Raw genomic sequence first — 26,512 nt, 5'->3', positions numbered from 1 at the left:
GTGAAGGTTGGCGTCGAGGCCGCGTAGTTTTGTCGCCAACACGCATCCGTAGGAGCAGTCTTGGCACGCAAGATCGGCAGCCGGTACACCGCCCACCAGATCCTTGGTCGGGGCAGCGCCGGCACGGTGTGGCTCGGCGAGGGACCCGAGGGTCCCGTCGCCATCAAGCTGCTGCGCGAGGACCTGGCGTCCGACCAGGAGCTGGTCGGCCGCTTCGTCCAGGAGCGCACGGCCCTGCTCAGTCTCGACCACGCGCGCGTGGTGGGCGTCCACGACCTGGTGGTCGACGGGAACGACCTCGCCCTGGTCATGGACCTCGTCCGCGGCACGGACCTGCGCACCCGCCTCGACCGTGAGCGCCGCCTCGCCCCGGAGGCGGCGGTGGCGATCGTGGCGGACGTGGCGGACGGCCTCGCCGCGGCGCACGCGGCGGGGATCGTGCACCGTGACGTGAAGCCGGAGAACGTCCTGCTCGACATGCAGGGACCGCTGGGGCCCGGCGGCTCGCACCCCGCCCTGCTCACGGACTTCGGCGTCGCCAAACTGATCGACTCCCCGCGCAGGACCCGCGCGACGAAGATCATCGGTACGCCGGACTACCTCGCCCCCGAGATCATCGAGGGCCTGCCGCCGCGCGCGGCCGTCGACATCTACGCCCTCGCGACGGTCCTGTACGAGCTCCTGGCGGGCTTCACCCCGTTCGGCGGCGGCCACCCCGGGGCGGTCCTGCGCCGCCACGTGACGGAAACGGTTGTGCCGCTCCCGGGCATCCCGGACGAGCTCTGGCAGCTGATGGTCCAGTGCCTCGCCAAGGCCCCGGCGTCCCGGCTGCGCGCTTCGGAGCTCGCGGCACGGCTGCGCGAGCTGCAGTCGCTGGTGGCCGGGATGCCGCCGTTGGACGTGGACGAGCCGGACACGGAGCCGCTGCCGGAAGAGGCGGAGGAGGAGCCGGCACCGGAGCCGTCCCCCGGCGCCCCACGCCGTGGCGCGGTCCCCCTCGTCCCCGGGTCGTCCCCCGACTCGAACCGGGACACCCACACCTCCATGCGAGTCCCGGGCCCGGACGAGCTCGCCGGGGGCGCCCGCGGCACGGCCCGCGCCCCGCGCGCGTCCGGTGCGGCCCGCCCCGGCTCGGCCCGCCACCGCGCGTCGGCCCGCCGCCGCAGGATCACGCTCGGCGTGGCGGGAGCGGTCCTGGTGGCCGCGGCGGGCATCGGCACCTGGGCGGCCACGAACGGTGACGACGCCGACGCGAAGCCCCAGGACACCCAGAACTCGTCCCCTTCGGCGCCGTAGCCGGGGGCTGGGGGTGGCCGTTCAGGCCGCTCGGGGGAGGCGGCGGCAGGGCCCCGGCGTGCGGGGTGAGGTACGCCCCCAGGCCGGGAGGCCAGACCCCTTGCCCCCAGCCGTTAGGCTGGTCCCGTGGCAGTCGTCGATGTATCCGAAGAGCTCAAGTCCCTCTCCTCGACCATGGAGTCGATCGAGGCCGTCCTGGACCTCGACAAGCTGAGGGCAGACATCGCCGTGCTCGAGGAGCAGGCGGCCGCGCCGTCCCTGTGGGACGACCCGGATGCGGCACAGAAGATCACCAGCAAGCTGAGCCACCTCCAGGCGGAGGTGCGGAAGGCCGAGGCCCTGCGCGGGCGTATCGACGACCTCAGCGTGCTCTTCGAGATGGCCGAGGAGGAGGACGACCCGGACACCCGCGCCGAGGCCGAGACCGAGCTCACGTCCGTCAAGAAGGCGCTGGACGAGCTCGAGGTCCGCACCCTCCTCTCCGGGGAGTACGACGCCCGTGAGGCGCTCGTCACCATCCGCGCGGAGGCCGGCGGCGTGGACGCCTCCGACTTCGCCGAGAAGCTCCAGCGCATGTACCTGCGCTGGGCCGAGCGCCACGGCTACAAGACGGAGCTCTACGAAACCTCGTACGCGGAAGAGGCCGGCATCAAGTCGACCACCTTCGCCGTCCAGGTCCCGTACGCGTACGGGACGCTCTCGGTCGAGCAGGGCACGCACCGTCTCGTCCGCATCTCGCCCTTCGACAACCAGGGGCGCCGCCAGACCTCCTTCGCCGGAGTCGAGATCCTCCCGGTCGTCGAGAAGACCGACCACATCGAGATCGACGAGTCCGAGCTCCGCATCGACGTGTACCGCTCGTCGGGCCCCGGCGGCCAGGGCGTCAACACGACCGACTCCGCGGTCCGCCTGACGCACCTGCCCACCGGCATCGTCGTCTCCTGTCAGAACGAGCGCTCGCAGATCCAGAACAAGGCGAGCGCGATGAACGTCCTCCAGGCCAAGCTCCTCGAGCGCCGCCGCCAGGAGGAGCAGGCGAAGATGAACGCCCTCAAGGGGGACGGCGGCAACTCCTGGGGCAACCAGATGCGTTCGTACGTCCTGCACCCGTACCAAATGGTCAAGGACCTGCGTACGGAGTGCGAGGTCGGTAACCCCGAGTCCGTTTTCAACGGCGAGATCGACGGTTTCCTCGAAGCGGGAATTCGCTGGCGCAAGCAGCAGGAGAAGTAAGCGCCGCTTTATCGACAAGGCAACTGCCGCCTACGAGGCGGCAGTTGCCTTTTACGTCACAGTCACATCTCCGTACGCCAGGCAACTGCTGCTATTTCAGACATCGCGCGCGCAACGACCTTGACGTTGCTGTGGAAACTGGAAAGGCTAGCGAGCGGCATGCGTATCTCTGGGGCGCGTGTGATCTGTGGGGGGCGGATTGAGCGCTCCTGACGAACGCGGACCCGGACGCTGCCTCACTGACGATTCAGCTACTGGGGGTAGCAGCCAGATGACCAAGAAGACGCGGATCCGCGTTGCACGTATAGCGGCCGGTGCGGTGATCGCCGCCGGTGCGTCGCTGACCGCCGCGGGTGCCGCCTCGGCCCTCGACGTCGGTGTCGACCTCGGCGGTGCGAGCGCCAGCGCCAGCGCCGACGAGAACGGCATCGGGGTCGACGTCGGCATCGGCGACGACGAGCCGACCGCCGACCCCACCGAGCCGACGGCGATTCCGACGGAGCCCACCGAGGAGCCCACGGAGCCGACCGAGGAGCCCACCGAGCCCACGGAGGAGCCGACCGAGCCCACCGAGGAGCCCACGGACCCCAGCACGCCTCCCACGTCGGACCCGACGGACCCGAGCGAGCCCACCGAGGGCCCGAGCGACCCCGGTAACGGCAACGGCACGGGTGGCAACGGCACCGGTGGCAACGACAACGACCCCGACGGTGGCGCCAACCCCGTCGAGCAGGGCAAGGGCAAGGACAGCCTGACCGACACGGGCTCCGCCCCGGTCGAGCAGGGTGACAAGGCCGACAAGGGCGAGCTCGCCGAGACGGGCGCCGCCGAGACCACGTTCCTGCTGATCGGCGCCGCGACGATGATCGCCGGCGGCATCGGCTTCCGCATCCTGCCGCGCTTCGTCGGCAACCGCGGTGCCGCTGCCTGATAAAAGGCACTGTGCGACATGGCATGCGCGACATGACATGCACGACATGACAGAAGGGCCCGGAGCAGCCAGCTCCGGGCCCTTCTGGTGTCCTGGCACGCGCCTCGTGGCGCGCTAAGCGGTCTGGTGCGCCAGCAGGGCCACCGCTGCGATCAGCACGACGAGCACCCCTATCAGGGCCGCAGGGCTGAGGCCACCGAAGGGACCCTCCTGCTGCATGCGCTCGCGATTGGCCCGGCACACGGGGCAGCGGCCTTCACTCACGGGCGCCGCGCAGTTCGCGCACACCAACCTGTCATAGGTCATGCGCTCCTCCTCCCGCACAGTCACAGCCTGCCCAACGCCAGGGGGAACTCAACCGTTCCCCCTACCACTGTGCCAGCTTCCACGAATTTCGGCGCGGCCCGCCCGTCCTCGTCGGTTTCCGACTGTTACGTTCCGTGGTATATCCGCGACAATTCGCGCAACTCAGGACGCTGACTGCGCTCGCGTACCGGGTTCGCGTATGGTCACGCTCACCTACCCCCGGCGACCCGTGGTGCATCCGTGATCCGATTCGACAACGTCTCCAAGGCCTACCCCAAGCAGACCCGGCCCGCCCTCCGGGATGTCTCTCTGGAGATCGAGAAGGGCGAGTTCGTCTTCCTGGTCGGCTCCTCCGGCTCCGGAAAGTCCACCTTCCTGCGGCTCGTCCTCCGTGAGGAGCGCACCAGCCACGGCCAGGTGCACGTCCTCGGCAAGGACCTCGCGCGCCTCTCCAACTTCAAGGTGCCGCACATGCGGCGCCAGTTGGGCACCGTCTTCCAGGACTTCCGGCTCCTTCCGAACAAGACCGTCGGCGAGAACGTCGCCTTCGCGCAGGAAGTCATCGGCAAGTCCCGCGGCGAGATCCGCAAGTCCGTGCCCCAGGTCCTCGACCTCGTCGGTCTCGGCGGCAAGGAGGACCGGATGCCCGGCGAGCTCTCCGGTGGTGAGCAGCAGCGGGTGGCGATCGCGCGAGCCTTCGTCAACCGTCCGAAGCTCCTCATCGCGGACGAGCCGACCGGCAACCTCGACCCGCAGACGTCGGTCGGCATCATGAAGCTGCTCGACCGGATCAACCGCACGGGCACGACCGTCGTCATGGCGACCCACGACCAGCAGATCGTGGACCAGATGCGCAAGCGGGTCATTGAGCTGGAGAAGGGCCGTCTCGTCCGCGACCAGTCGCGCGGCGTCTACGGCTACCAGCACTGAAGACCCGTACTGATCCACTGCACTGATCCACTGAAAGGGAGCCATGCGCGCCCAGTTCGTCCTGTCGGAGATCGGCGTCGGCCTCCGCCGTAATCTCACGATGACTTTCGCCGTCATCGTCTCCGTAGCGCTCTCGCTCGCCCTCTTCGGGGCCTCGCTCCTCATGAGCGACCAGGTGAGCACGATGAAGGGCTTCTGGTACGACAAGGTCAACGTCTCGATCTTCCTCTGCAACAAGGGGGACGCCGAGCAGGACCCCGGGTGCGCCAAGGGCGCCGTCACGAACGAGCAGAAGGAACAGATCCGCACGGATCTGAAGAAGATGCCCGTCGTCGACACGGTCCAGTACGAGACGGCCGACCAGGCGTACAAGCACTACAAGGAGCAGTTCGGCGACTCCCCGCTGTCCAGTTCCCTCACGCCGGACCAGATGCAGGAGTCGTTCCGGGTCAAGCTGAAGAACCCGGAGAAGTACCAGGTCGTCAACACCGCGTTCAGCGGGCGGCCGGGCGTGCAGAGCGTGACGGACCAACGGAGCGTCCTGGACAACCTCTTCAACCTCCTGAACGGCATGCGGTACGCGGCGCTCGGCGTCATGGGGCTCATGCTGGTCGTCGCGTTGATGCTGATCGTCAACACGGTGCGCGTATCGGCCTTCAGCCGACGCCGCGAGACCGGCATCATGCGCCTGGTCGGGGCGTCCAGCTTCTACATCCAGGTGCCCTTCGTCATGGAGGCCGCGATCGCCGGTCTGATCGGCGGCGCCTTCGCCTGTGTGCTGCTGGTCGCCGGCAAGTACTTCCTCATCAACAACTGGCTCGTCGACAAGATCGACATGGTCAACTTCATCGGCTGGGACGCGGTCCTCGGCAAGCTGCCGCTGGTGCTTACGGTCAGCTTCCTCATGCCGGCGTTCGCGGGCTTCTTCGCCCTGCGCAAGTACCTGAAGGTCTGACCCGGTGAAGGTCTGACCCCGTAGCCGGATTTGACGCGCCGAACCCTCCTGAACCAAGATCAATCTGCCTTTGACCAGGGCTTATTGACAAGAAAATCGGGAGGGTCCTGTCGTGCGTATGCGACGTTTCGAAGGTGGCCGTACGGCCAGGGGGACGCGGGGGATCCGGGCGGCGGTGCTCGGCGTGGTGCTGTCCGCCGCCGTGGTGGCCGCGGGGACGCCCGCGCAGGCCGCGGTGACGGAGACCAGGCCCGTGCGCGCGGAGGTGGCCGCCGAGCCGCCCGCGCAGCCGGTGACGCAGCAGGGAGCGGAGCCGCGTGCGGCGCGTGGCAGCCAGTACGGCTACCACTTCGAGTACTACGTCTCCCGGCGCACCGCGACGGCCCAGGTGTCGTTCCGGAAGATGAACCGGATCATGAACTCGGTGTTCCCGATCCCGGGGATGCCGAAGACGGTCAAGAAGGGGCAGAAGATCTGCCTCAAGGGCGGCGGCCGCTGCAACCCGGTGCGCGTGACGAAGGTGGGGAAGACCTACTTCGTACTGAAGTCCCTCCCCGGCCACCTCGAGGGCGCGGGCAAGGTGATCACCTTCACCCTGAAGAAGAAGAGCGGCGGCAGGCTCTACCTGGACGTGCGGGCCAAGGGGCCGAAGACCGTCTGGCAGCGGCACCCGCTGGGCGGCGGCGCGAACAAGCTGTTCGCCAAGACCATGTGGGGCATGTACGCGACCAACCTCAGCAGTGCCGCCCAGTACAACCTGATCTGAACAACCTGATCCGATCACTTCCGATCCGATCGGCAAGGGCGTGCTTCGTGAAGCCGGGCGTGTGCTCCGGGGTGTGAGGTATGTCCGGGGCGCTGTACGGTTCAACCGACCGTACGGCGCCCTTCGTTGTCCTAGACTCACCGTCATGTCAGGCCCCGACCGGTTCTGCGACCGGCTCTCCCGGCCCCGCCGCATCCGCCGCGGGGCGACCCTGACATTGGTGTTCGCGAGCGTGCTCGCCACCGGTGCGGCCACCGGATCCTGGAGCGAGGCGACCGGCGAAGGCCAGAAGTCGCCTGCCCCGTCCACCCGTTCCGTCGCCCTGTCCGGTGACGCCGCCGACGAAGCCGCGGATGCCGCGGCCGAGGCGATGGCCGACGGCAAGTCCGGCAAGAAGGCCGCCGAGGAGGCCGTCAGCCGCAGCGGCGACCGCTGGGGATCGGTCTACTCCCCCGGGGAGTACCAGGAGTTCGAGCAGGCCCTCGACGGCGCGTACACCGGCGTCGGCCTCTGGGCCAGGCGCGCGGAGGACGGGCGCATCGAGGTCTCCCGGGTCCAGCGCGGCGGCCCCGCCGAACAGGCCGGCATCCGCGAGGGCGATCAGCTCAGCAGCATCGACGGCAAGCGCGTGGCGGGGCTTCCCGTCACCGAGGTCGTGTCCCTGCTGCGCGGCGCCCGCGCAGGCACCCCGGTCGAGCTCGGCCTGGAGCGGGGCACGCGCGCGTGGAGCGAGACGCTGCACCGGGCCCGCCTCTCCACGGATTCCGTCACGGTCACACAGCTCGCGGGCGGCGCCGTCATGATCAAGGTCGAGGCCTTCACCAAGGGGTCGGGCGAGCGCGTACGGTCCGCGGTGCGCAAGGCGCCCAAGGGTGCCGGAATCCTGCTCGACCTGCGCGGCAACTCCGGGGGCCTGGTGACGGAGGCGGTCACCGCGGCATCGGGTCTCGTCGACGGCGGCCTGGTCGCCACGTATGACGTACGCGGTCGGCAGAAGGCCCTGCACGCCGAGCGGGGCGGCGACACCACCAGACCCGTGGTCGCGCTGGTCGACGGCGGCACGATGAGCGCCGCCGAGCTGCTCACGGGTGCCTTGCAGGACCGGGGCCGCGCGGTCGTGGTGGGGTCGAAGACCTTCGGCAAGGGCTCGGTCCAGATGCCGCGCCGGCTGCCCGACGGCTCGGTCGCCGAGCTGACGGTCGGGCACTACCGCACCCCTTCGGGGCAGGCGGTCGACGGCCGGGGCATCACCCCGGACCTGGAGGTCGACGACGGGGCCGAGACGCGGGCCGAGACAGTATTGACTGGCCTCGGACCCCCCTCGTAGTGCGAAAATGGGCGCACTATGGCCAAGGAAAAGGTAAAGCGCAAGGCCGCGAAGGCCGCTGAGAAGGCCCCTGCCCGGAAGATGGTCGCGCAGAACAAGAAGGCGCGGCACGACTACCACATCATTGACACGTACGAGTGCGGCCTGGTGCTGATGGGCACCGAGGTCAAGTCGCTGCGGATGGGCCGGGCGTCCCTGGTGGACGGCTTCGTGCACATCGACAACGGCGAGGCGTGGCTGCACAACATCCACGTCCCGGAGTACGTGCAGGGCACCTGGACGAACCACTCCGCCACCCGGAAGCGCAAGCTCCTGCTGCACCGGGCGGAGATCGACAAGCTGGACTCCAAGTCGCAGGAGACGGGTCACACGATCGTGCCCCTGGCCCTGTACTTCAAGGACAGCCGCGTCAAGGTCGAGATCGCGCTCGCGAAGGGCAAGAAGGAGTACGACAAGCGTCAGACGCTCAAGGAGAAGCAGGACCTGCGGGAGACGAACCGCGCGGTCGCGGAGGTCAAGAAGCGTCAGCGCAGCGCCTAGCCCCCGGAGCCCGGACGGGCGCCGCGGGAATTGGCTGGCCCCGTCGGGCGTTGGTCACGTACGATGGGCACTGCACCTCACCGAAGGCGGGTGTGGTGAGCAGTATCCAATTCAATAGTGGTACGCATGGGGATGATCGGTTTCGACAGCGGATGTCGAAGCAGGGGAAGCGAGCCGAGGAAGCGACAATGATCTCGTAAACCACCTGTCGCAACCAATAATCGCCAATTCCAAGAGCGATTCCCAGTCCTTCGCCCTCGCTGCTTAATTAGCAGTGAGTGAAGGACCCTTAATGGGTGTCAGCCCGGGGGTGTTCCCGACCCGGACCCTGGCATAATTTAGGGAACTAAACCATCGATCCCGGTCACGGGGTTCGATGGGAAATCAAACAGTGACTGGGCCCGTCGGAGACTTGTTCGCGAGATCACCGGGGCCGAGAAAATCGTAGCGAACTGCGCTCGGAGAAGCCCTCCTTTTGCACCGTTGGACGCGGGTTCGATTCCCGCCATCTCCACAATTCCCATGTGAGGTTAAAGCCCTCCGGCCAGTGGCCGGGGGGCTTTTTCCGTGTGCGGGGCATGGAAGGTGTGGGCACATCCTCTGGGCATGTGACTCGTTACCGCATCCGAGTGCAGGTTCCCAAACGGCCGGGCGGCACGGAAGCGCGGCCGAGTACGCACGTGAAGGAGGCAGTCGCTTGGATGCCACCGTCACTCTTTTAGGTTCCCTTGTCGCCAGTCTCGGGGTTCTGGGCGCGGCGATGGTGGCCTATCTCGGCAAGCGCGGTGAGAACGCGCTCACCGGCTACTCCAGCCTCACGGAGAAGCTGCAGACGGAGCGCGACCGGCTGGAGCGGCAGGTCGCCGAACGCGACACGAAACTCGCCGAGTTGAACGCTCTGCACGTCCATGACCAGAGCGAGATCGCCAGGCTGCTCATCGACAACCAACGGCTCGGAGGCACTTCGTGATCCAGCTCGAGCGACTCCTGGCCCGCCGTTGGCGCACCGTGTTCCTCGTCTGTGTGCTGGTCGCGCTCTCCGGTGTCGCGGTGCTGCTGTGGGCCCGTATCGACGCGGGTGACCGCCGGGCCGACCGGCTCGCCGCCGAGACGGACCGGCGCGGCGAGGCGGTGTCCACCCTGGCCCGTGACGTCCGCACCCTGCGTGCGCAGGTCCGCGCCCACGGCGAGACCCCGGCCGCGCCGGACCCCTCCGACGCCGTCGAGGGCCTTCTGGCCCGGGCGCGGGTGCCCGGCTCTCCTGGTGCCACCGGCTCGCAGGGCGAGGACGGGAAACCGGGCGAGAAGGGGACGCCGGGCGTCGGCGGACGCAAGGGGGACGCGGGCACGGCCGGAGAGCCGGGTTCCCCGGGAACGCCCGGCGATCCGGGCCCCGCAGGGTCCGACGGGGCGGACGGCACGAACGGCGAACGGGGCCCGGAAGGTCCGGCAGGAGCGGCGGGCCCCCCAGGCTCCAACGGAGCCGACGGGTCCAACGGCACCGACGGCGCGGGCGGCGCCTCGGGCCCCGAAGGCCCGGCGGGCCCCACGGGCCCACGCGGCGAGCGAGGCCCCAAGGGCGAGGCGGGCGCCGCGGGCCCCACCTGCCCCGATGGCTACAGCCTCCAGCAGCCACCGGGCGACCCCGACGCCCTGGTCTGCCGCCGCAACGGCGTGACCCCCGCGGACCCGGCCCCCGCCATCCTCCTCCTGGCCACCCTGCTGCCCCGCCGCCGCCCGACCCCACCGGACACCGGACACCCCTCGACACCACTACGCCGCCGCCCGCTCCGGCTGCCGAGCTCCCGCGGCTCATCGGAGGTACCGGACTGAGGGCAGGGCGCCGCCTGTCGCCCTCGGGGATGTGGGCGGGGCCCCGCCACCACGGCTGCCCCGCCCCCGCACGGCTGCTGTGCGGTGTGTGGCTTGGCCGACGTAGGGGACTGATGGCGGGGTGGTGCCGCCTGTCGGTCTCGGGGGCTGTGGGCGGGCCTCACCACCACGGTCTCGCCCCGCACCGCTGCCGTGCGGTTTGTGGCTTGGCCGATGTGCGGGGCTGATGGCAGGCGGTGGGGTGCTGGGGCATCGCGCGCTTGGTCGGCGTTGCTGCCGGGTGGTTGCCGTTCGGTCGGCATACCGGACCGGCAGCGGGGTGACGTGTCGCCGTGACCTCGCCCGGCGTCGCTGCCGGGGTGTCGTCGCATGCCGGGCCGTGGGAGGGCCACCAGACGCCCAGCCCCGCCGCCGCTCGTTCGGCGCGCCGCGGGCCGGCGGTGAGGGTGCCATGTCGGCCCGATACGTGGCCGGTGTGGGGGCTGTTGCGGGGCGGGGGAGTCGGGGATGCTGCTGGGTCATGAGTAGACCCGTGAGACGCGTCAACGCCCGTATGCGCCACTGGATCTGGCCCGCCGTGCTCGGTGTCGCGGCGGCCACCCTCTCCGCCGGTTCGCCGGCCGGTGCGGATTCCGACCGCAGCGGCCTGCCCGAAGCCATCGACACCATCCTCGGCGATCCCCGGATGGAGGGCGGCGCGGCGAGCGTCGTCGTCGCCGATGCCGCGTCCGGCGACGTGCTCTATCAGCACCTGCCCAGCGGGCGCCTGATGCCCGCGTCCAACACCAAGCTCCTGACGTCGACGGCCGCCATGGAGCGGCTCGGCCCCGACCACCGCTTCACCACCGATGTGCTCACCGACGGCAAGCGGCACGGCCGGGAGCTCCACGGTGATCTCTATCTGCGGGGCACCGGGGACCCGACCACGCTCGCCAAGGACTACGACCAACTCGCCGCGAAGATCGCCGACTCGGGCGTCCGGCGGGTCTCGGGGCGCCTCGTCGCGGACGACACCCGGTTCGACGACAAGCGCATCGGCGACACCTGGTCCGGCGACGACGAGTTCGCGTACTACGCCGCCCAGATCTCCGCCCTGAGCGTCGCCCCGGACACCGACTACGACACCGGGACCGTCATCGTCGAGGCCACTCCCGGTGCGAAGGCCGGGGACAAGCCCAAGGTGACGGTGACTCCGAAGACGGACTACGTAGACGTCGACATCAGCGCCAGGACCGTCCCCGCGGGCGGCCAGGACACGCTCACCATCGAGCGGGAGCACGGCACGAACACGATCACGGTCACCGGCACCGTCCCCGTGGGAGGCTCCGCCACCAAGGAGTGGATCACCGTCTGGGAGCCGACCGGGTACGCGGCCGCGATCTTCCGGGACGCCCTCAAGGCGCACGGGGTGCGCGTGAGCGGGCCGACCAAGGCCGGGCTCGCCACCCCCAAGGGCGCACGGCAGCTCGCGTCGCACGACTCCATGCCGCTCAAGGAGCTGATGATCCCCTTCATGAAGCTCTCCAACAACATGCACGCGGAGAACCTCACGAAGACCATGGGGTACGAGGCGACCGGGCGGCCCGGAAGCTGGCCCGACGGACTCGCCGCCATCAGCGCCTACTTGAAGACCGCCGGTGTCGACCCCGGCAAGATCCGCCAGGTCGACGGCTCCGGACTCTCCCGCAAGGACAACGCCCCCGCCGACCAGCTCGTCAAGCTGCTGCTCTCGGCGAAGGGCGAGCCCTGGTACGCCGACTGGTACAAGTCCCTCCCGGTGGCCTGCGACCCGGACAAGTTCGTCGGCGGCACGCTGCGCACACGGATGTGCGGGACTCCGGCGGCCCTCAACGTACGAGCGAAGACGGGTTCGTTGACCGCGGCGTCCGCCCTTTCGGGGTACGTGAAGGACGCGGGCGGGCGTGAGCTGGTGTTCAGCATCATCCTGAACAACTACATGCCCTCCTCGGTGAAGGCCCTGGAGGACGCGATCGTCGTGACGCTCGCCAAGTCGACCGAGGACAAGGCCGTACTGGTCAGGCCGCGCTCGGAGCGTGGGGCCGAGCCGAGCGGCGACTTGGAGTGCTCGTGGCGCAAGCCTGCGCGATGCTGAGCGGCAGCGCGCAGCACGCGGCGGTGACCGGGACCGCGTAGCCCTGGGCGGGGCTCAGGTGCTCGACCACCCAGCCGCCGCTCGCGGCGCCGCAGGCGATGCCCCCGAGGAGACCGGTGACGGCGAGGGTCATGCCCTCGTTCAACCGGCCCTCGGGGGTGCGCCGCTGGATCAGGGTCATGCCGGTGACCATCGTCGGCGCCGTCGCCATTCCGGCGACAAGGAGAGCCCCGGCGAGCACAAGGAGTGAGCCGGTGAGCGTGGCGGCCAGCAGCGGCAGGGTCATCAGGGCCGCCATCGCGGCGGCGCACAGGAGGTGGCGGCGCGGCAGGGGCCCGCTCGGCTCGAGCGTTCCGTAGAGGAGGCCCGCCGCGCAGGAGCCCGCGGCCTGGAGCGCGAGGATCGCGCCCGCGGCGGCCTTGTGGCCCTGGGCGTCGGCGTAGGCGATCGTCACGACCTCCATCGAGCCGAAGACGGCACCCGTGGCGAGGAACGCGGCGAGCAGCGTGGGCATCCCGCGCGCGTGGAGGGGCGATTTCCCCGGAACGGCCGTACGCCCCCGGGGCGGCGGTTCCGTCTCGCGCCGGGAGGCGAAGAGGAGTACGCCGGTCAGGAGCAGTACGGCTCCGACGAGGGTGCCCGCCTCCGGGAAGAACGCCCCGCAGAGGAAGGCCGCGAGGACGGGGCCGAGCATGAAGCACAGCTCGTCCGCGGCCTGCTCGAAGGAGTTGGCGGTGTGCAGGGCCCGTTCGTCGTCCTTCAGGAGGTGGGTCCAGCGGGCCCGGGACATGCCGCCGGTGTTGGGCGTGGTGGCCGTCGCGGCGTACGCGGCGAACAGGGTCCAGTCGGGCGCTCCGTAGTGCACGCAGAGCAGCAGTGCGAGCGAACCGAGCGCGGCGATCGCGGTGGCGGGGACGGCGATCCGCGCCTGGCCGTGCCGGTCGACGAGCCGCGCCGTCCAGGGCGCCACGACAGCGGTCGCGGCGAGGCCCGTCGCGGTGACGGCGCCGGCGAGCGCGTACGAACCGCGTGCTCCGGCGATCATGATGACGGCGCTCACGCTGAACATGCCCATGGGGAGGCGGGCGATGAGGTTGCCCATGGTGAAGGCGGTGGCTCCGGGTATCCGGAAGAGCCGGGCGTAGGGATTGCGGCGGCGGGGCGCTTCGGGGGCGGCGGGTTCGGGGGACGACGGCGGTGCTTCGGGTCCGGTGGGTTGAGCGGGCGTCAGCGGCTCTTCGAGTTCGGCGGGCGGCATGGGATCACCCTCACCGGGGCGGTGCCGCGGGGTCCAACACCTTCTGAGACCCGACTCACGCACTTCCGTTGTAAGTTGCGGATGCCGTCTCCGCTCCCGCTGTAGGTTCCCGGGGTGACAGCAGAACCCCGCATACCCCGCGACCTGGAGCCCCGCCTCCTGCGCGCCTTCGTGGCCGTCTCCGAAGAGCTGCACTTCACGCGGGCCGCCGCCAGGCTGTATGTGGCCCAGCAGGCACTCAGCCGTGATGTGCGGCGCCTGGAGCGGGAGTTGGGTGCCGAGCTGTTCGTGCGGACGACACGGCAGGTCACGCCGACAGCCGAGGGGGAGCGGCTGCTGCCGTACGCGCGGCGGGTCCTGGAGGCGCAGGACGACCTGACGGCGGCCTTCGCGCGCGGTACGGGAAGCGGGAGTGCGGCCCGCCCGCTGCTCGTGGACCTGAACAGTCCGGGGCTCATCTCCGGCCGCGTCCTGGAGCGGGCCCGCGCACTCGCCCCGGACTGCGAGCTGATGGCCCGCTTCGAGAGCGGGCTCACCGGGGCCGCCGCCGAGATCCTCGCCGGGCGGCTCGACGTGTCCTTCGGGCGGTACGCCGGGCTCGAACCGGCGCTGCGGGCGCGGCTCGCCCAGCAGCCCGTGCGCTACGAGCCGATGGCGGTGCTGCTGCCGCTGGGCCACCCGCTGGCCGAGCTCGACGCGGTGCCGCTCGGCGCGCTCGCCGGGGAGAGCGTGTACGCGGGTGCGGGAAACCCCCGGACGCTGGAGTGGACCGACCTCGCGCATCGCCTTTTCGAGGGACGCGGGATCGACGTGGCGGCTCCCGCACCGCTGGCGGTGGGGCCCGAGGAGTTCGGACGGATCATGGCCAAGAACCGACACCCCGTCCTCACCGCGGTGGACTTTCCGGCCATGCCCGAGTCGGTCCTGCGGCCCCTGACCGACCCCGTGCCGCTGTCACCTGTGTCGATGGTGTGGAGAAAGGGGCTCGCGCACCCGGGGGTCGACGCCCTGCGCGAGGCGGCGGCCGAGCTCGCCGCGGCCGAGGGCTGGCTGCACAGGCCCCGAGACGGCTGGGTTCCGGCCACAGATGCACTCATCATGATGAGGCTGGACTGACGAATTAGTACGACTGTCACTGCCGTGCGCTACATTCATGGTCCGGGCGCGGTGTGATAGGGGGGCGCTCGGACCGGGTGGGGGCCTGGTCCGACGGCAAGTTGCCCGGAGTCTTGCGCGCCCAAGTCAGGTTATGTGGGGGTTGTGCGTGCGCATGGAGAATTGGCGAGAAGATGCCCTACCGGAACATACCCATGATCCGAACGAGGTCACCGTTCAGATCGACGGGGTGGGGCGACAGCTGGCGGATCTAGCCGCCGAAAGTGATCAGGATGCGCCTGACGGGCCGGTTTTCGTCGACGAGACGGGCCGCCGCAGCCGGAGGTACCGCCGGATAGGCGTGATCGTCGGCATAGCCTGCGCCGTCTACGCGGTGATCATCGTGGGCACCCTGTTCTCGGGCAACTCCAGCGCGCCCTGGCTGCCGATCAGCCCCAAGGACGAGAAGCCGGCCAGCAAGGTGGACACACCGAACAGCCCGGCCGACTCCCTCGACCCCTCGGCCTCACCCGGCTCGACCCCGTCGCCCGGCGCGTCGGAGAGCGGCAGCACCGCTCCCACCACCGGTGACGACGATCCGGCCGATCCGTCCAAGCCGGACGAAGGAAAGGCCAAGCCGGGTGAGACGCCCGACCTCGACCCCACGGACGGCGGCGGCAAGCCCGACCCCGACCCCACGGGCGGCGGCAAGCCCGACCCGACGGACGACCCCCCGAAGCCCGACCCGGACCCGGACCCGACGGACGACCCCACCACGCCGTCCCCTGACCCGTCGACCGAGAACCCGGGCGGCGCGGACGGAGGCGGCGGCGAAGTCCCCGCCGTGCAGCCCGCCGCCGACCAACAGAGTCCGCTGCGCGCCCAGGCGGTCGGTTATCTGTCCCCGCGAGGCGCAGGCCAGCAGCCCTCGGAGGGCGCACAGCGATGAACACCCGCACCAACAGGGGCCGGTCCGCCGGCTCCCGTCACAGTCACGCCCAGCCCCGGGGCGGCGGAGGCGGCCGACGCCGCGCGCAGCCCGTCCGTGGCGCCAAGCGGCGCAGGCTCCCCCTGCGCTACCTCCTGCCCCTGCTCCTCCTGGTCGCCCTGATGGCGATGCTCATGCTGCGCGGCTACACGCACAGCGAGATCCTCGCCGACCACCGCATCCGCCCGCCCGCGGCCACCGACAAGGTCCCGCAGAAGGTCCTCGAAGGCGGCGGCCCGGTCATCAACACCCGCGGCGGCCACGAGGAGACGCTGAGCGTCCCCCGCCACCGCCTCGTGCTGACCTTCGACGACGGCCCGGACCCGGAGTGGACCCCCAAGGTCCTCGACGTACTGAAGAAGCACCACGCGCACGGCGTCTTCTTCGTCACCGGCACGATGGCCTCGCGCTACCCCGACCTCGTCGAGCGCATGGTGGACGAGGGGCACGAGGTCGGCCTGCACACGTTCAACCACCCCGACCTGTCGTACCAGTCCGAGAGCCGCATCGACTGGGAGCTCTCGCAGAACCAGCTCGCCCTCGCGGGCGCCGCGGGCATCCGCACCTCCCTCTTCCGCCCGCCGTACTCCTCCTTCTCCGACGCCATGGACAACAAGTCCTGGCCGGTGACGAAGTACATCGGCGGCCGCGGCTATCTCACCGTCGTCAACAACACCGACAGCGAGGACTGGAAGCGCCCCGGTGTCGCCGAGATCATCCGCCGCGCCACCCCCAAGAACGGCAACGGCGCCGTCGTCCTGATGCACGACTCCGGAGGCGACCGCTCGCAGACGGTGGCCGCGCTCGACACCTTCCTGCCCGATCTGCAGGACAAGGGCTACCACTTCACGAACCTCACCGAGGCCCTGGACGCCCCCAGCGCGCACGCGCCCGTCACCGGCCTCGACCTGTGGAAGGGCAAGGCCTGGGTCTTCCTGGTCGGCGCCTCGGAGAAGATCACCGGCGTACTCGTCGTAGCCCTCGCCGTCATCGGCTCCCTGGTCATGCTCCGCTTCGGCCTGATGCTGCTGCTCTCCGCGGTGCACGCCCGCAAGGTGCGCAAGAAGGGCTTCCGCTGGGGCCCCGACATCACCGAACCCGTGTCGGTCCTCGTGCCCGCCTACAACGAGGCCAAGTGCATCGAGGCGACGGTCCGTTCGCTCATGACGAGCGACCACCCCATCGAGATCATCGTCATCGACGACGGCTCGTCGGACGGCACCGCGCTGATCGTCGAGGGGCTTCGCCTCCCGAACGTACGCGTCGTACGCCAGCAGAACGCGGGCAAGCCGGCCGCCCTCAACCGCGGTATAGCCAACGCCCGTTACGACCTCATCGTGATGATGGACGGCGACACGGTCTTCGAGCGGTCCACCGTCCGCGAGCTGGTGCAGCCGTTCGGCGACCCGCGCGTGGGCGCCGTCGCGGGCAACGCGAAGGTCGGCAACCGGGACTCGCTGATCGGCGCCTGGCAGCACATCGAGTACGTGATGGGCTTCAACCTCGACCGTCGGATGTACGACATGCTCGGCTGCATGCCGACCATCCCCGGCGCCGTCGGGGCCTTCCGGCGCTCGGCGCTGGAACGGGTCGGCGGCATGAGCGACGACACGCTCGCCGAGGACACCGACATCACGATGGCGATGCACCGCGACGGCTGGCGGGTCGTGTACGCCGAGAAGGCACGCGCGTGGACCGAGGCGCCGGAGACGGTGCAGCAGCTGTGGTCGCAGCGCTACCGCTGGTCGTACGGCACGATGCAGGCGATCTGGAAGCACCGCCGCTCGCTGATCGAGTCCGGGCCATCGGGCCGCTTCGGCCGCGTCGGCATGCCGCTGGTGTCCCTCTTCATGGTCCTTGCGCCGCTCCTGGCCCCCCTGATCGACGTGTTCCTCCTCTACGGCCTGGTCTTCGGCCCCACCCAGAGGACGATCGCCGCGTGGCTCGGCGTGCTCGCCGTCCAGGCGGTGTGCGCGGCGTACGCCTTCCGGCTCGACCGCGAACGCATGACCCACCTGATCTCGCTGCCCCTGCAGCAGATCCTCTACCGGCAGCTCATGTACGTCGTGCTGCTGCAGTCCTGGATCACCGCCCTGACCGGAGGCCGCCTTCGCTGGCAGAAGCTCCGGCGCACGGGAGTCCTTGGAACCCCGCCCTCGATTCCGCAGCAGCGGACGGGCAGCCCTGACCGGAGGCCCGTCGCATGACCCATCCCACGCAACCGCTGCCGCAGATGCCGCCGCCCCCCGGGCTGGGAGGCCCGGCGGCCTACGCCCCGGGGGCCTACGCTCCGGCGCCCCCGGCCGCGCCGGTTCCCGCCGCCCCCAAGAAGCCGGGCCGCGACCGCTACTTCGACGTACTGCGCTCCCTGGCGCTGGTCCGCGTCGTCATCTACCACCTGTTCGGCTGGGCCTGGCTGACGATCATCTTCCCGTCCATGGGCGTGATGTTCGCGCTGGCGGGCGCGCTGATGGCGCGCTCGCTGAAGCGCCCGGCGTGGGGCGTGATCAGGGGCCGCATCCGCCGTCTGCTCCCGCCCATGTGGGCGTTCAGCGCGGTGGCGCTGTTCCTCCTCTTCTACGGTGGCTGGAACGTCACCAAGGACCCGGACCACGGGGGCACATGGGGCCTGGTCAGCATGCTCAACTACGTGTTCCCGATCGGCGCCCCGCCCTTCCCCTGGCACATCGGGGACAAGGCGGGCCTCCTGGAGGACACCTGGCCGGCCCAGGCCGCGGGCCCGCTCTGGTACATCCGCGCGTACCTCTGGTTCGTGATCGCGTCGCCGCTGCTGCTGTGGGCGTTCCGCCGGGTCCCGTGGGCGACGCTGTTCGCGCCGCTCGCCCTGACGGCGGTGCTCGCGACGGAGATCGTCAAGATTCCCGGCGAGACGGGCAACGCGGTGTCGGACTTCGCGGTGTACGGCAGCTGCTGGGTCCTGGGCTTCGCCCACCAGGAGGGCGTCCTCGCCCGGGTCCCGCGCTACTTGGCGGTCTCCGTCTCCACCCTGATCATGGCCTTCGGCCTGTGGTGGGCCTCGGGCCACCTGGGCCCGGACGGCTGGGACCTGAACGACATCCCCCTCGCCCAGGCGGCGTGGTCCTTCGGCTTCGTCGTCATCCTCTTCCAGTACTCCCCGTCGTGGCAGGAGCTCCCGGGCCGCCTGAAGCGCTGGGACAAGCTCATCACCCTCTCCAACAACCGAGCGGTGACGATCTACCTCTGGCACAACCTCCTGATCATGGCCACGGTGCCGATCATCGACATGGCGTACGACCTGCCGTTCATGGAGAACGAACGCTGGAGCTCGGCGCTCGACACGACATACATGGTGTGGATGACGGTCCTGGTCTGGCCCCTGATCGGCCTGATGGTCCTGGCGGTGGGCTGGATAGAGGACTTCGCGGCGAAGCGGAGTCCGAGGCTGTGGCCCAACGGGGCGAAGTCGGGGAAGTCGGCGAAGTCGGGGAAGGGGCGGAGGGCTCGGTAGGGGAACGCGCGTGCGGTGGGCGGGGCTTGTGTGGGGGTGCCATCTAGTGGATGTTGGGGAGTGGGCGGGGGCAGGGGGTCTTCGCTGGGCTCTGTGAGGGGCCGGACAGCGAGGGGACCCGAACCGACATGACCCAACCTCCCGGCCAGCCGCCGCAGGACGGATTCGGCCCACCCCAGCAGCCGCCCGCCGGGCCCTATGGGGCTCCGCCGCCCCCGCCGCAGCCCGATGGGCAGAATCCGTATGCGGGGCAGGGGCCGTACGGTGGGGCGCCTCCTCAGCAGCCGCCCGGGTATGGGCAGCCGCCCGGGTATGGGCAGGGCCCGCAGGGTCCCTACGGGCCGCCTCAGCCTCCGGCCCCGTACGGGAGCTATCCGCCGCCTCCCCCTCCGGGAAGTTCTCGTAAGCAGCGGATCGCCTTGATCGTTGGGGCCGTTGTCGTCGTGGCCGCGCTCGTCGGGGGCGGGGTCCTTCTTGCCACCGGTGGTGACGGCGATGACGAAGGTGGCGGTGGCAGGAAGCCGCAGGCCGACAAGAGTGTTTCGGCCGGGCCCTCCGCCGAGCCCTCCGTGTCCGAGTCGGAGGCGCTGCCCTCCGAGGATCCGACCACCGAAGACCCCCTGGGCGGGGGCGACAAGTCCCGGCCCGCCGGTGACACCGGGTACCAGGGGCAGTGGCAGAACGCCGAGAGCAAGACCCTCACCATCGGGTCCAAGCTGACCTCGGGCCAGGGCAAGGGCAAGCACTCGGTGTCGTACATCGACGCGGGCGGCGACGGCCTCTGCATGGGGCTCGGCCGGGAGCAGAACGGCACCGGCTTCCGCATCGCCCTCAAGTGCGGCACCGGCGACGACGCGAAGTACGTCTCGGCGAACCTCACCCAGGCCGACGACGAGGTGACCATCAAGTGGGACAAGGGCGGCGGCAGCGACGTCCTGCCCTGGATCAACACCGCCTGACTCCGTCCGACCCCGCCTGACCGGAGCTCAGTAGCCTGCCGTGAAGCGGGTTCGGCCGTGCCTCGGGGTCTCCGCCTCGTCCAGGAGCGCTATCGCCAAGTCCTCCATGGAGATGGACGAGTTGTTCGTCTCGTCCACGAGCAGTTCGTCCCGCCCCAGGCGGAACGTTCCCGTGCGCGTGCCCGGCTCCAGGACCGCGGACGGGCTCACGTACGTCCAGTCGACGTCCGTGTCCGCCGTCCGGACCGCCTCGTACTGGTCGTTGGATGCCTGGGCTATGTGCTGCCACGCCGTGGGCACGTACGTCGGGTCGTCGATGGCCAAGACCCCCTGCGTGCCGGGCACCGTCAGGCTGCCCGCGCCGCCGACGATCAGCAGACGCACACCGGTGCCGGCCAGGCCCTCCAGGAGTGACTTGGCGATGGCCGCGTGCTCGTGTTCCCGGCCCGGCGCCGGTCTCGTGGCGTTGATCACGAGGTCCTGGTCCGTACTCAACTCCGTGATGGAGTACGGGTTCTCGGCGTCGCCCGTGCGGTGGGTGGCCGCGGGGTGCAGCTCGGGGTAGCGGGCCGCGTCGCGGACCACCGCCGTCACCTCGTGCCCACGGGACAGAGCCTCCGCGACCACTCGGCTTCCTACGTTTCCTGCCGCTCCGAAGACGGTGATGCGCATGACGTCAGCTCCTTGATGGCTGGGGGAGGGGAGTGGTCGGGTGCGGGTTTGCTTGGTTGGCTGTTGTTTTCGTTACTTCTGCCTTGCTCGCCTCGCGCCACCGCTCTGGCCCAGCAGCACGCTCCCCAGTACCAGCACCAGGCCGCCCACCTGCCAGGCCGTCAGGGTCTGGCCCAGGAGCAGGAGGCCGGCGAGCGTGGCCACCACCGGGTTGGTCAGGCCGAGGAAGGACACGGACGACGCGGGGAGACGTTCGATGCCGCGGAACCACAGGGCGTATGCGATGGCCGTGCCGATCACCCCGAGGTACACGTACCCGGCGATGTTGGCGCCCGTGAGGTGGTCCGGCAGGCCCTCCGCGGTGAGGGCGATGGGGGCCAGGACCAGGCCGCCCGCCGTCAGTTGCCAGCCCGTGAGGGTGAGGAGCGAGACCCCTTCGGGGCGGCCCCAGCGCTTGCTGAGTACGACCGCGAGGGCCATCAGCGTGGTCGCCGCCAGCATCGCCGCGATGCCCGCCGGGTCCACCGCCGCGCTGCCGCGCAGGACCAGCAGGGCCACTCCCGCGACACCCACGAGTCCCGCGAGGAGCGTACGGCTGGACGGGCGCACCTTGAGCACGCCGATCCCGAAGCCGGCCACCAGGAGCGGCATGACGGCGCTGACCGTCGAGGCGACACCTCCGGGGAGGTGGTACGCGCCGAAGAAGAGGAGCGGGAAGAACGCCCCGAAGTTCAGCACCCCGAGTACAGCCGCCTTCCACCACCAGTCGCCGCGCGGCAGCCGCCGGGTGAGCGCGAGGAGGATAAGCCCGGCGGGCAGCGCGCGCAGGGCCGCGGCGAGCAACGGGCGGTCGGCGGGCAGGAGTTCGGTGGTCGTGACGTAGGTGGTGCCCCAGGTCGCCGGGCCGATGGCCGCGAGGCCCGCGGCGGCGAGGGCGTAGGTCCGCGGCGCCGGGGACGCCGGAACCGCGGGGACGGGGCCGCCCTGGCCGGTCGGGCGGTGGGCGGTGGTTGCTCGCGGGCTGTGGATGGACATGGTTGCTCCCCCTCGACTCCTCAACGCTGTTATTCTCAACGTTGAGATAAATATGGACCCCAGGTCTGCGAACGTCAAGTATCTGAACGTTGAGGTATTGAGCGGGGCCGGTCCTGTCGAGAGAGGAACGCGGAAAATGGCTGAGCTTGAGCCCGAGCCGTCGAAGGAAGCCGACGCCATCGACGAGCTCCGCGGCCAGTGGCGGCGCGAGCGCCCGGACCTGGACCTCGCCGCGCTGGACGCGATGGCCCTGGTGGGCCGCATCAAGCGCGCCGATCACCTGTTGAGCAAGGGCATGAAGAAGGTCTTCGTGGAGTACGGCCTGGAGTTCGCGGAGTTCGACGTCCTCGCCACGCTGCGGCGGGTCGGCGCCCCGCACGAACTGACCGCGGGCGGCCTCCTGAAGTCCGCGATGGTGACCTCCGGTGCCATCACCAACCGCCTCGACAAGCTGGAGCGCAAGGGCCTGATCGAACGCCGCCCCGACCCGGCCGACCGCAGGGCCATCCGCGTCCGGCTCACCGACGCGGGCCTGAACCTGGTCGACCGCGCGGTGGTCGACCACATCACGAACGAAGAACGCATGCTCGCGGCCCTGACCCCCGAGGACCGCGGCGCCCTCGACGGGGTGCTGCGCAGGCTGCTCGTATCCCTGGGGGACACCCACCTGGGCTGAGCCCCTTCGCCACCGCGCCCCTCACCGCCCGCCCCTCACCGCCCGCCCCGCGCCCAGGTGAGAGCGAAGTTCCCCGGTGGTCACCGCGTGCCACAGGGCTGAAATGCGGCCTCCCTACCTTCGGGCCATCAGCCATCAGCCGCCGGCTGTGGAGATGCGGAGGTCTGGCATGTGGATCCAACGGTGGGACCCGGAAGACGGGAAATTCTGGGAGGAGGAAGGGGAGCGGGTCGCCCGGCGGAACCTGGTGTTCTCGATCCTGTCGGAACACATCGGGTTCTCCATCTGGACCCTGTGGTCCGTGATGGTGCTCTTCATGGGGCCCGAGTACGGGATCGATCCCGCCGGAAAGTTCTTCCTGGTGTCCATGGCGACCCTCGTCGGCGCCGTCGCCCGCGTCCCGTACACCTTCGCCGTCGCCCGCTTCGGCGGGCGCAACTGGACGATCATCGCGGCCGGCGCGCTCCTCGTCCCGACCGTCGCGGCCTTCCTCGTCATGGAGCCCGGGACCTCGTACACCACCTTCATGCTGTGCGCCCTGCTCACCGGCGTCGGCGGCGGCAACTTCGCCTCCAGCATGACCAACATCAACTCCTTCTTCCCGCTGCGGAAGAAGGGGTGGGCGCTCGGGCTCAACGCCGGTGGCGGCAACATCGGTGTGCCCGTCGTGCAGCTCGCCGGACTCGCGGTCATCGGAGCGGGCGGCGGACCCCGCGTGCTCCTGGGGATCTACATCCCCCTCATCTTCGTCTCCGCCCTCTGCGCGGCCCTCTTCATGGACAACCTCGCCACGGTGAAGAACGACACCGGCGCCGCGAAGGAGGCCGTCCGGGACGCCCACACCTGGATCATGGCGTTCCTGTACGTCGGGACCTTCGGCTCCTTCATCGGCTACAGCTTCGCCTTCGGGCTCGTGCTCCAGACCCAGTTCGGCCGTACGCCGCTGCAGGCCGCCGCCGTCACCTTCATCGGGCCGCTGCTCGGCTCGCTGATCCGGCCCGTGGGCGGGCGGCTCGCCGACCGGTTCGGCGGGGCCCGCATCACCCTGTGGAACTTCGTCGGGATGGGCGCGGCCACCGCCGTCGTCGTCATCGCCTCCATGCGGGAGTCGCTCGCCCTCTTCATCGCCGCCTTCGTCGTGCTGTTCGTGCTCACGGGGCTCGGCAACGGGTCGACGTACAAGATGATCCCCGGCATCTTCCAGGCCAAGGCCGGGCAGAAGGGGCTCCAGGGGGAGGCCGCCGCGGCCTACGGGCGGCGGCTCTCCGGGGCCTCCATGGGGCTCATCGGCGCCGTCGGGGCGCTCGGCGGGCTCGGGATCAACCTCGCCTTCCGGCAGTCCTTCCAGACCGTGGGGTCCGGGACCGGTGCCTTCGTCGCCTTCCTGGCCTTCTACGCCGCCTGCTTCTGCGTCACGTGGGCCGTATACCTTCGCCGCCCGGCGGCGACGCCGGACTCCGGGCAGACCCCGGACGCGGAGACGAAGCCCCAGCTCACGTACGCGGAAGTCTGACGGAGGGGTGGTCGTAGGCTGGTGTAACACGTACGACATCGTGATGATCCGGGGTTGTCACGGGCCGTTGGCAGGCTCGTCCAACCCCGGCCCATCCATCACGCGGTACTAGCGGGACGAGAGCAGCTGCCATGCACGCGACCCCTCAGAACGGTCACCAGAACGCCCCACTCGCCGGATTCACCGTCGGCGTCACCGCCGCCCGGCGCGCCGACGAGCTCGGTGCGCTGCTCCAGCGGCGTGGCGCCACCGTCCAGCACGCTCCCGCACTGCGCATCGTTCCGCTCGCCGACGACAGCGAACTCCTCTCCGCCACCAAGCAGTTGCTCGACCACGCGCCCGACATCGTGGTCGCCACCACCGCCATCGGGTTCCGCGGCTGGGTCGAGGCCGCCGACGGATGGGGCTTCGGGGAGGCGCTCCTGGGATGTCTGAGGGGCGTCGAGCTGCTGGCCCGCGGGCCCAAGGTCAAAGGCGCCATTCGCGCCGCCGGGCTCACCGAGAAGTGGTCGCCCTCGTCCGAGTCGATGGCGGAGGTGCTCGACCGGCTGCTCGCGGAAGGCGTCGACGGCAGGCGCATCGCGCTCCAGCTGCACGGCGAGCCGCTGCCCGGCTTCGTCGAGTCGCTGCGCGCCGGGGGAGCGGACGTCGTGGGCGTGCCCGTCTACCGGTGGATGCCGCCCGAGGACCTCGCACCCGTCGACCGGCTCCTCGACGCCACCGTCGCCCGCGCCGTCGACGCGCTGACCTTCACCAGCGCGCCCGCCGCCGCGTCCCTGCTGGCCCGCGCCGAGGACCGCGGGATGTCCGCCGAGCTCCTCGCCGCCCTTCAGCACGACGTCCTGTCGGCTTGCGTGGGGCCGGTCACCGCGCTGCCGCTCCAGGCCCTCGGCATCGACACCGTGCAGCCCGAACGCTTCCGGCTCGGGCCCCTCGTACAGATCCTCTGCCAGGAACTGCCGTCCCGCGCCCGTACGTTGCCCCTCGCGGGGCACCGTGTCGAGATCCGCGGCCACGCCGTCCTGGTCGACGACGAGCTGCGGCCCGTGCCGCCCGCCGGTATGTCGCTGCTGCGGGCCCTCTCGCGGCGCCCGGGATGGGTGGTCTCCCGCGCCGAACTGCTTCGGGCACTGCCCGGCGCGGGGAGTGACGAGCACGCCGTGGAGACCGCGATGGCCAGGCTGCGTACGGCACTTGGCGCCCCGAAGCTCGTCCAGACGGTGGTCAAGCGTGGCTACCGGCTCGCGCTCGACCCGGTCGCCGAGTCCAAGTACGCGGACTGACCGGGACGTTCACCCCTGCCGGACCTGCCGGACCTGCCGGACCTGCCGAACAGCACCAGCGCCCGCACGAGCAGTGCGGCCGAGAGGGTGCAGAGCACGGCCCGCACGATGTTCCACGCCACCCACGCGTCCTCGAACTTCTCGCGTACGGCGGCCGGATCGGCGATCTTCGCCGGGTCGCCGGCGTCCATGAGGTCGTCGTTCAGCGGCACGTTCACGAACGACGTGAGGGCGAACGCCACGACGTAGACGACGAGCGCCGCCACGACCCAGCGGTGCGGGCCCGTCCCGCGCAACTGCCAGGCGGAGACGGCCGTGAAGAGCAGTGCCCCCATGAAGCTCGCGAAGAAGACCGGGTTCTGGATCACGTCGTTGATGTTCTGCATGACCTCGATGTAGACGCGGTCACCGCTGCGCCCGAGGGCGGGCATCACCGCGCAGGCGAAAATGTAGAAGGCTCCGGCGATCAGCCCCATGGTGACGGCGGCCGCCCCCAGCACGACTCCGGCGGTGCCCCGTCCCCGACTGTCCGTCCCACGTGTGTCTGTCATGGGACCGAGTCAAGCGGGTGGGCGCGCCCTGGACCATGGTTGTGCGGCGCATTGCCATAAGCGGGCGTCTCACCCGGGCCCGGTGGCAGGGGTTCCGCACCCGCCCGAGGCGAGGCACTGTAAGGGGGAGCACTCACCGGTAACCCCACAAGGCGGTGACAGGCGCATGGCACTGGGCATGGACCCGGCCACGTACGAGCTGCGATTCGACTCCGGGCGGAGTTGTCTGGACCTCGTGGCGACGAACCATCCCGTGGAACGGCTCGACTCCGTGGACCGGCTGCGTGCCTGGCTCGCGGGTGCCGGGCTCATCCCGGATCGCACGGCCCTGCCGGGAGCGGCCCCGGTCTGGCTCGTCGCGTTCCGTGAACTGCGGGCGCACATCGAGCAGTTGGTGCTCGCCGAACTGGCGGGGCGGCCCGCCGACACCCCGCTGGCCAGGGTCAACGCCCTCGCCGTGCCGGCCCCGCCCGCCCCGCGCGCCGTCCGCACCCCCGAGGGCGGCCTCGTCCGCATCCTCGACGGCGACCCCGGGTGTGCGGCGCTGCTCGCCGTCGTCGCCCGCGATGCCGTCGACCTGCTCACCGACCCGGCCGCGCGCGCCCTGCTGCGCCAGTGCGAGGGCGACACCTGCCCCATCGTCTACCTGGACACGTCACGCGGGCGCCGCCGCCGCTGGTGCTCCAGCGAGGTGTGCGGCAACCGGGAACGGGTGGCCAGACACCGGCGGCGGGCGGCGCTCGCGCGGGCCTGATCAAAATT

General features: G+C 70.5%; 25 protein-coding genes and 1 other RNA gene. 21 read left to right on the top strand and 5 right to left on the bottom strand.

Features of this window, described 5'->3' with window-relative positions; translation table 11 throughout:
• Positions 1 to 60 precede the first annotated feature (60 nt).
• From AB0E78_RS25525 to AB0E78_RS25515, 3 genes are all read left to right on the top strand, one after another.
• On the top strand, positions 61 to 1,296 hold the full coding sequence (locus AB0E78_RS25525; RefSeq protein WP_361836645.1) for a serine/threonine-protein kinase: 1,236 nt from the start codon (positions 61 to 63) through the stop codon (positions 1,294 to 1,296).
• Between the two features lie 126 nt (positions 1,297 to 1,422).
• Positions 1,423 to 2,529, top strand: coding sequence for a peptide chain release factor 2 (gene prfB, locus AB0E78_RS25520; RefSeq protein WP_361836643.1), 1,107 nt, complete (start codon positions 1,423 to 1,425; stop codon positions 2,527 to 2,529).
• 271 nt (positions 2,530 to 2,800) lie between these two features.
• Positions 2,801 to 3,460, top strand: coding sequence for an LPXTG cell wall anchor domain-containing protein (locus AB0E78_RS25515; RefSeq protein WP_361836641.1), 660 nt, complete (start codon positions 2,801 to 2,803; stop codon positions 3,458 to 3,460).
• Between the two features lie 114 nt (positions 3,461 to 3,574).
• Here the strand turns inward: AB0E78_RS25515 and AB0E78_RS25510 are convergent, their stop codons facing one another.
• Positions 3,575 to 3,766, bottom strand: coding sequence for a hypothetical protein (locus AB0E78_RS25510; RefSeq protein ID WP_361186803.1), 192 nt, complete (start codon positions 3,764 to 3,766; stop codon positions 3,575 to 3,577).
• Between the two features lie 240 nt (positions 3,767 to 4,006).
• Here AB0E78_RS25510 and ftsE point away from each other — a divergent pair, with 240 nt between their 5' ends.
• The 9 genes from ftsE (at position 4,007) to dacB (ending at position 12,230) form a co-directional block, all read left to right on the top strand.
• Entirely contained in the window at positions 4,007 to 4,696 is a 690-nt protein-coding gene (gene ftsE / locus AB0E78_RS25505) for a cell division ATP-binding protein FtsE (RefSeq protein ID WP_030788113.1), read from the top strand.
• Positions 4,697 to 4,739: 43 nt separating this feature from the next.
• Positions 4,740 to 5,651 (top strand): permease-like cell division protein FtsX, encoded by a 912-nt coding sequence (gene ftsX, locus AB0E78_RS25500; protein ID WP_361836638.1) that lies wholly within the window; start codon positions 4,740 to 4,742, stop codon positions 5,649 to 5,651.
• Between the two features lie 118 nt (positions 5,652 to 5,769).
• Entirely contained in the window at positions 5,770 to 6,417 is a 648-nt protein-coding gene (locus AB0E78_RS25495; RefSeq protein ID WP_361836636.1) for a hypothetical protein, read from the top strand.
• Between the two features lie 145 nt (positions 6,418 to 6,562).
• On the top strand, positions 6,563 to 7,744 hold the full coding sequence (locus tag AB0E78_RS25490) for a S41 family peptidase (protein ID WP_361836633.1): 1,182 nt from the start codon (positions 6,563 to 6,565) through the stop codon (positions 7,742 to 7,744).
• A gap of 18 nt (positions 7,745 to 7,762) precedes the next feature.
• The gene (gene smpB / locus AB0E78_RS25485) at positions 7,763 to 8,284 is read left to right on the top strand and encodes an SsrA-binding protein SmpB (protein WP_361836630.1); all 522 of its coding nucleotides are present in this window, start codon (positions 7,763 to 7,765) and stop codon (positions 8,282 to 8,284) included.
• A 128-nt stretch (positions 8,285 to 8,412) separates the two neighbouring features.
• Positions 8,413 to 8,801, top strand: a transfer-messenger RNA (tmRNA) gene (gene ssrA, locus AB0E78_RS25480).
• A gap of 180 nt (positions 8,802 to 8,981) precedes the next feature.
• Positions 8,982 to 9,254: a hypothetical protein gene (locus tag AB0E78_RS25475; RefSeq protein WP_361836628.1), complete on the top strand. Its 273-nt coding sequence runs from the start codon at positions 8,982 to 8,984 to the stop codon at positions 9,252 to 9,254.
• Positions 9,251 to 10,117: a collagen-like protein gene (locus AB0E78_RS25470; protein ID WP_361836625.1), complete on the top strand. Its 867-nt coding sequence runs from the start codon at positions 9,251 to 9,253 to the stop codon at positions 10,115 to 10,117. The genes AB0E78_RS25475 and AB0E78_RS25470 overlap by 4 nt, the downstream gene beginning before the upstream one ends.
• Before the next feature lie 520 nt (positions 10,118 to 10,637).
• Positions 10,638 to 12,230: a D-alanyl-D-alanine carboxypeptidase/D-alanyl-D-alanine-endopeptidase gene (gene dacB, locus AB0E78_RS25465; protein WP_361836622.1), complete on the top strand. Its 1,593-nt coding sequence runs from the start codon at positions 10,638 to 10,640 to the stop codon at positions 12,228 to 12,230.
• Here the strand turns inward: dacB and AB0E78_RS25460 are convergent.
• Positions 12,154 to 13,332, bottom strand: coding sequence for an MFS transporter (locus tag AB0E78_RS25460; protein WP_361836817.1), 1,179 nt, complete (start codon positions 13,330 to 13,332; stop codon positions 12,154 to 12,156). The genes dacB and AB0E78_RS25460 overlap by 77 nt on opposite strands.
• Before the next feature lie 270 nt (positions 13,333 to 13,602).
• On the opposite strand from AB0E78_RS25460, the gene AB0E78_RS25455 reads away from it, so the two are divergent.
• The 5 genes from AB0E78_RS25455 (at position 13,603) to AB0E78_RS25435 (ending at position 20,020) form a co-directional block, all read left to right on the top strand.
• Complete coding sequence (locus AB0E78_RS25455) at positions 13,603 to 14,604, top strand: LysR family transcriptional regulator (RefSeq protein WP_361836619.1); 1,002 nt, start codon at positions 13,603 to 13,605, stop codon at positions 14,602 to 14,604.
• Positions 14,605 to 14,944: 340 nt separating this feature from the next.
• Positions 14,945 to 15,532, top strand: coding sequence for a hypothetical protein (locus tag AB0E78_RS25450; RefSeq protein ID WP_361836617.1), 588 nt, complete (start codon positions 14,945 to 14,947; stop codon positions 15,530 to 15,532).
• On the top strand, positions 15,529 to 17,778 hold the full coding sequence (locus AB0E78_RS25445; protein ID WP_361836615.1) for a glycosyltransferase: 2,250 nt from the start codon (positions 15,529 to 15,531) through the stop codon (positions 17,776 to 17,778). The genes AB0E78_RS25450 and AB0E78_RS25445 overlap by 4 nt, the downstream gene beginning before the upstream one ends.
• A 26-nt stretch (positions 17,779 to 17,804) precedes the next feature.
• Positions 17,805 to 19,061 carry an acyltransferase gene (locus AB0E78_RS25440; RefSeq protein WP_361836814.1) on the top strand — a complete coding sequence of 419 codons (1,257 nt, stop codon included), beginning with the start codon at positions 17,805 to 17,807 and terminating at the stop codon, positions 19,059 to 19,061.
• Between the two features lie 419 nt (positions 19,062 to 19,480).
• Positions 19,481 to 20,020, top strand: coding sequence for a hypothetical protein (locus AB0E78_RS25435; RefSeq protein WP_361836612.1), 540 nt, complete (start codon positions 19,481 to 19,483; stop codon positions 20,018 to 20,020).
• Between the two features lie 27 nt (positions 20,021 to 20,047).
• Here AB0E78_RS25435 and AB0E78_RS25430 read toward each other — a convergent pair whose 3' ends face one another.
• Both AB0E78_RS25430 and AB0E78_RS25425 read right to left on the bottom strand, forming a co-directional pair.
• Positions 20,048 to 20,692 (bottom strand): NAD(P)H-binding protein, encoded by a 645-nt coding sequence (locus AB0E78_RS25430; RefSeq protein WP_361836609.1) that lies wholly within the window; start codon positions 20,690 to 20,692, stop codon positions 20,048 to 20,050.
• A gap of 72 nt (positions 20,693 to 20,764) precedes the next feature.
• Positions 20,765 to 21,727 carry an EamA family transporter gene (locus AB0E78_RS25425; protein ID WP_361836606.1) on the bottom strand — a complete coding sequence of 321 codons (963 nt, stop codon included), beginning with the start codon at positions 21,725 to 21,727 and terminating at the stop codon, positions 20,765 to 20,767.
• 136 nt (positions 21,728 to 21,863) lie between these two features.
• Here AB0E78_RS25425 and AB0E78_RS25420 point away from each other — a divergent pair, with 136 nt between their 5' ends.
• From AB0E78_RS25420 to AB0E78_RS25410, 3 genes are all read left to right on the top strand, one after another.
• Positions 21,864 to 22,403, top strand: a complete 540-nt coding sequence (locus AB0E78_RS25420) for a MarR family transcriptional regulator (RefSeq protein WP_361836604.1) — start codon at positions 21,864 to 21,866, stop codon at positions 22,401 to 22,403.
• Positions 22,404 to 22,557: 154 nt separating this feature from the next.
• Positions 22,558 to 23,916, top strand: a complete 1,359-nt coding sequence (locus AB0E78_RS25415; RefSeq protein WP_361836602.1) for a nitrate/nitrite transporter — start codon at positions 22,558 to 22,560, stop codon at positions 23,914 to 23,916.
• Between the two features lie 131 nt (positions 23,917 to 24,047).
• A complete protein-coding gene (locus tag AB0E78_RS25410) occupies positions 24,048 to 25,199 on the top strand; it encodes a uroporphyrinogen-III synthase (RefSeq protein ID WP_361836599.1) in 1,152 nt (383 codons plus the stop codon).
• On the opposite strand, the gene AB0E78_RS25405 is transcribed toward AB0E78_RS25410, so the two are convergent.
• Complete coding sequence (locus AB0E78_RS25405; protein ID WP_361836597.1) at positions 25,151 to 25,750, bottom strand: anthrone oxygenase family protein; 600 nt, start codon at positions 25,748 to 25,750, stop codon at positions 25,151 to 25,153. The two genes, AB0E78_RS25410 and AB0E78_RS25405, sit on opposite strands and share 49 nt — an antisense overlap.
• 166 nt (positions 25,751 to 25,916) lie before the next feature.
• Here AB0E78_RS25405 and AB0E78_RS25400 point away from each other — a divergent pair, with 166 nt between their 5' ends.
• Positions 25,917 to 26,504 carry an ABATE domain-containing protein gene (locus AB0E78_RS25400; RefSeq protein WP_361836594.1) on the top strand — a complete coding sequence of 196 codons (588 nt, stop codon included), beginning with the start codon at positions 25,917 to 25,919 and terminating at the stop codon, positions 26,502 to 26,504.
• Positions 26,505 to 26,512: the final 8 nt, after the last annotated feature.

This window comes from Streptomyces sp. NPDC032198, from assembly GCF_040636975.1.
Lineage (GTDB): Bacteria > Actinomycetota > Actinomycetes > Streptomycetales > Streptomycetaceae > Streptomyces.
This window is presented reverse-complemented; position numbering and strand designations above follow the sequence as displayed.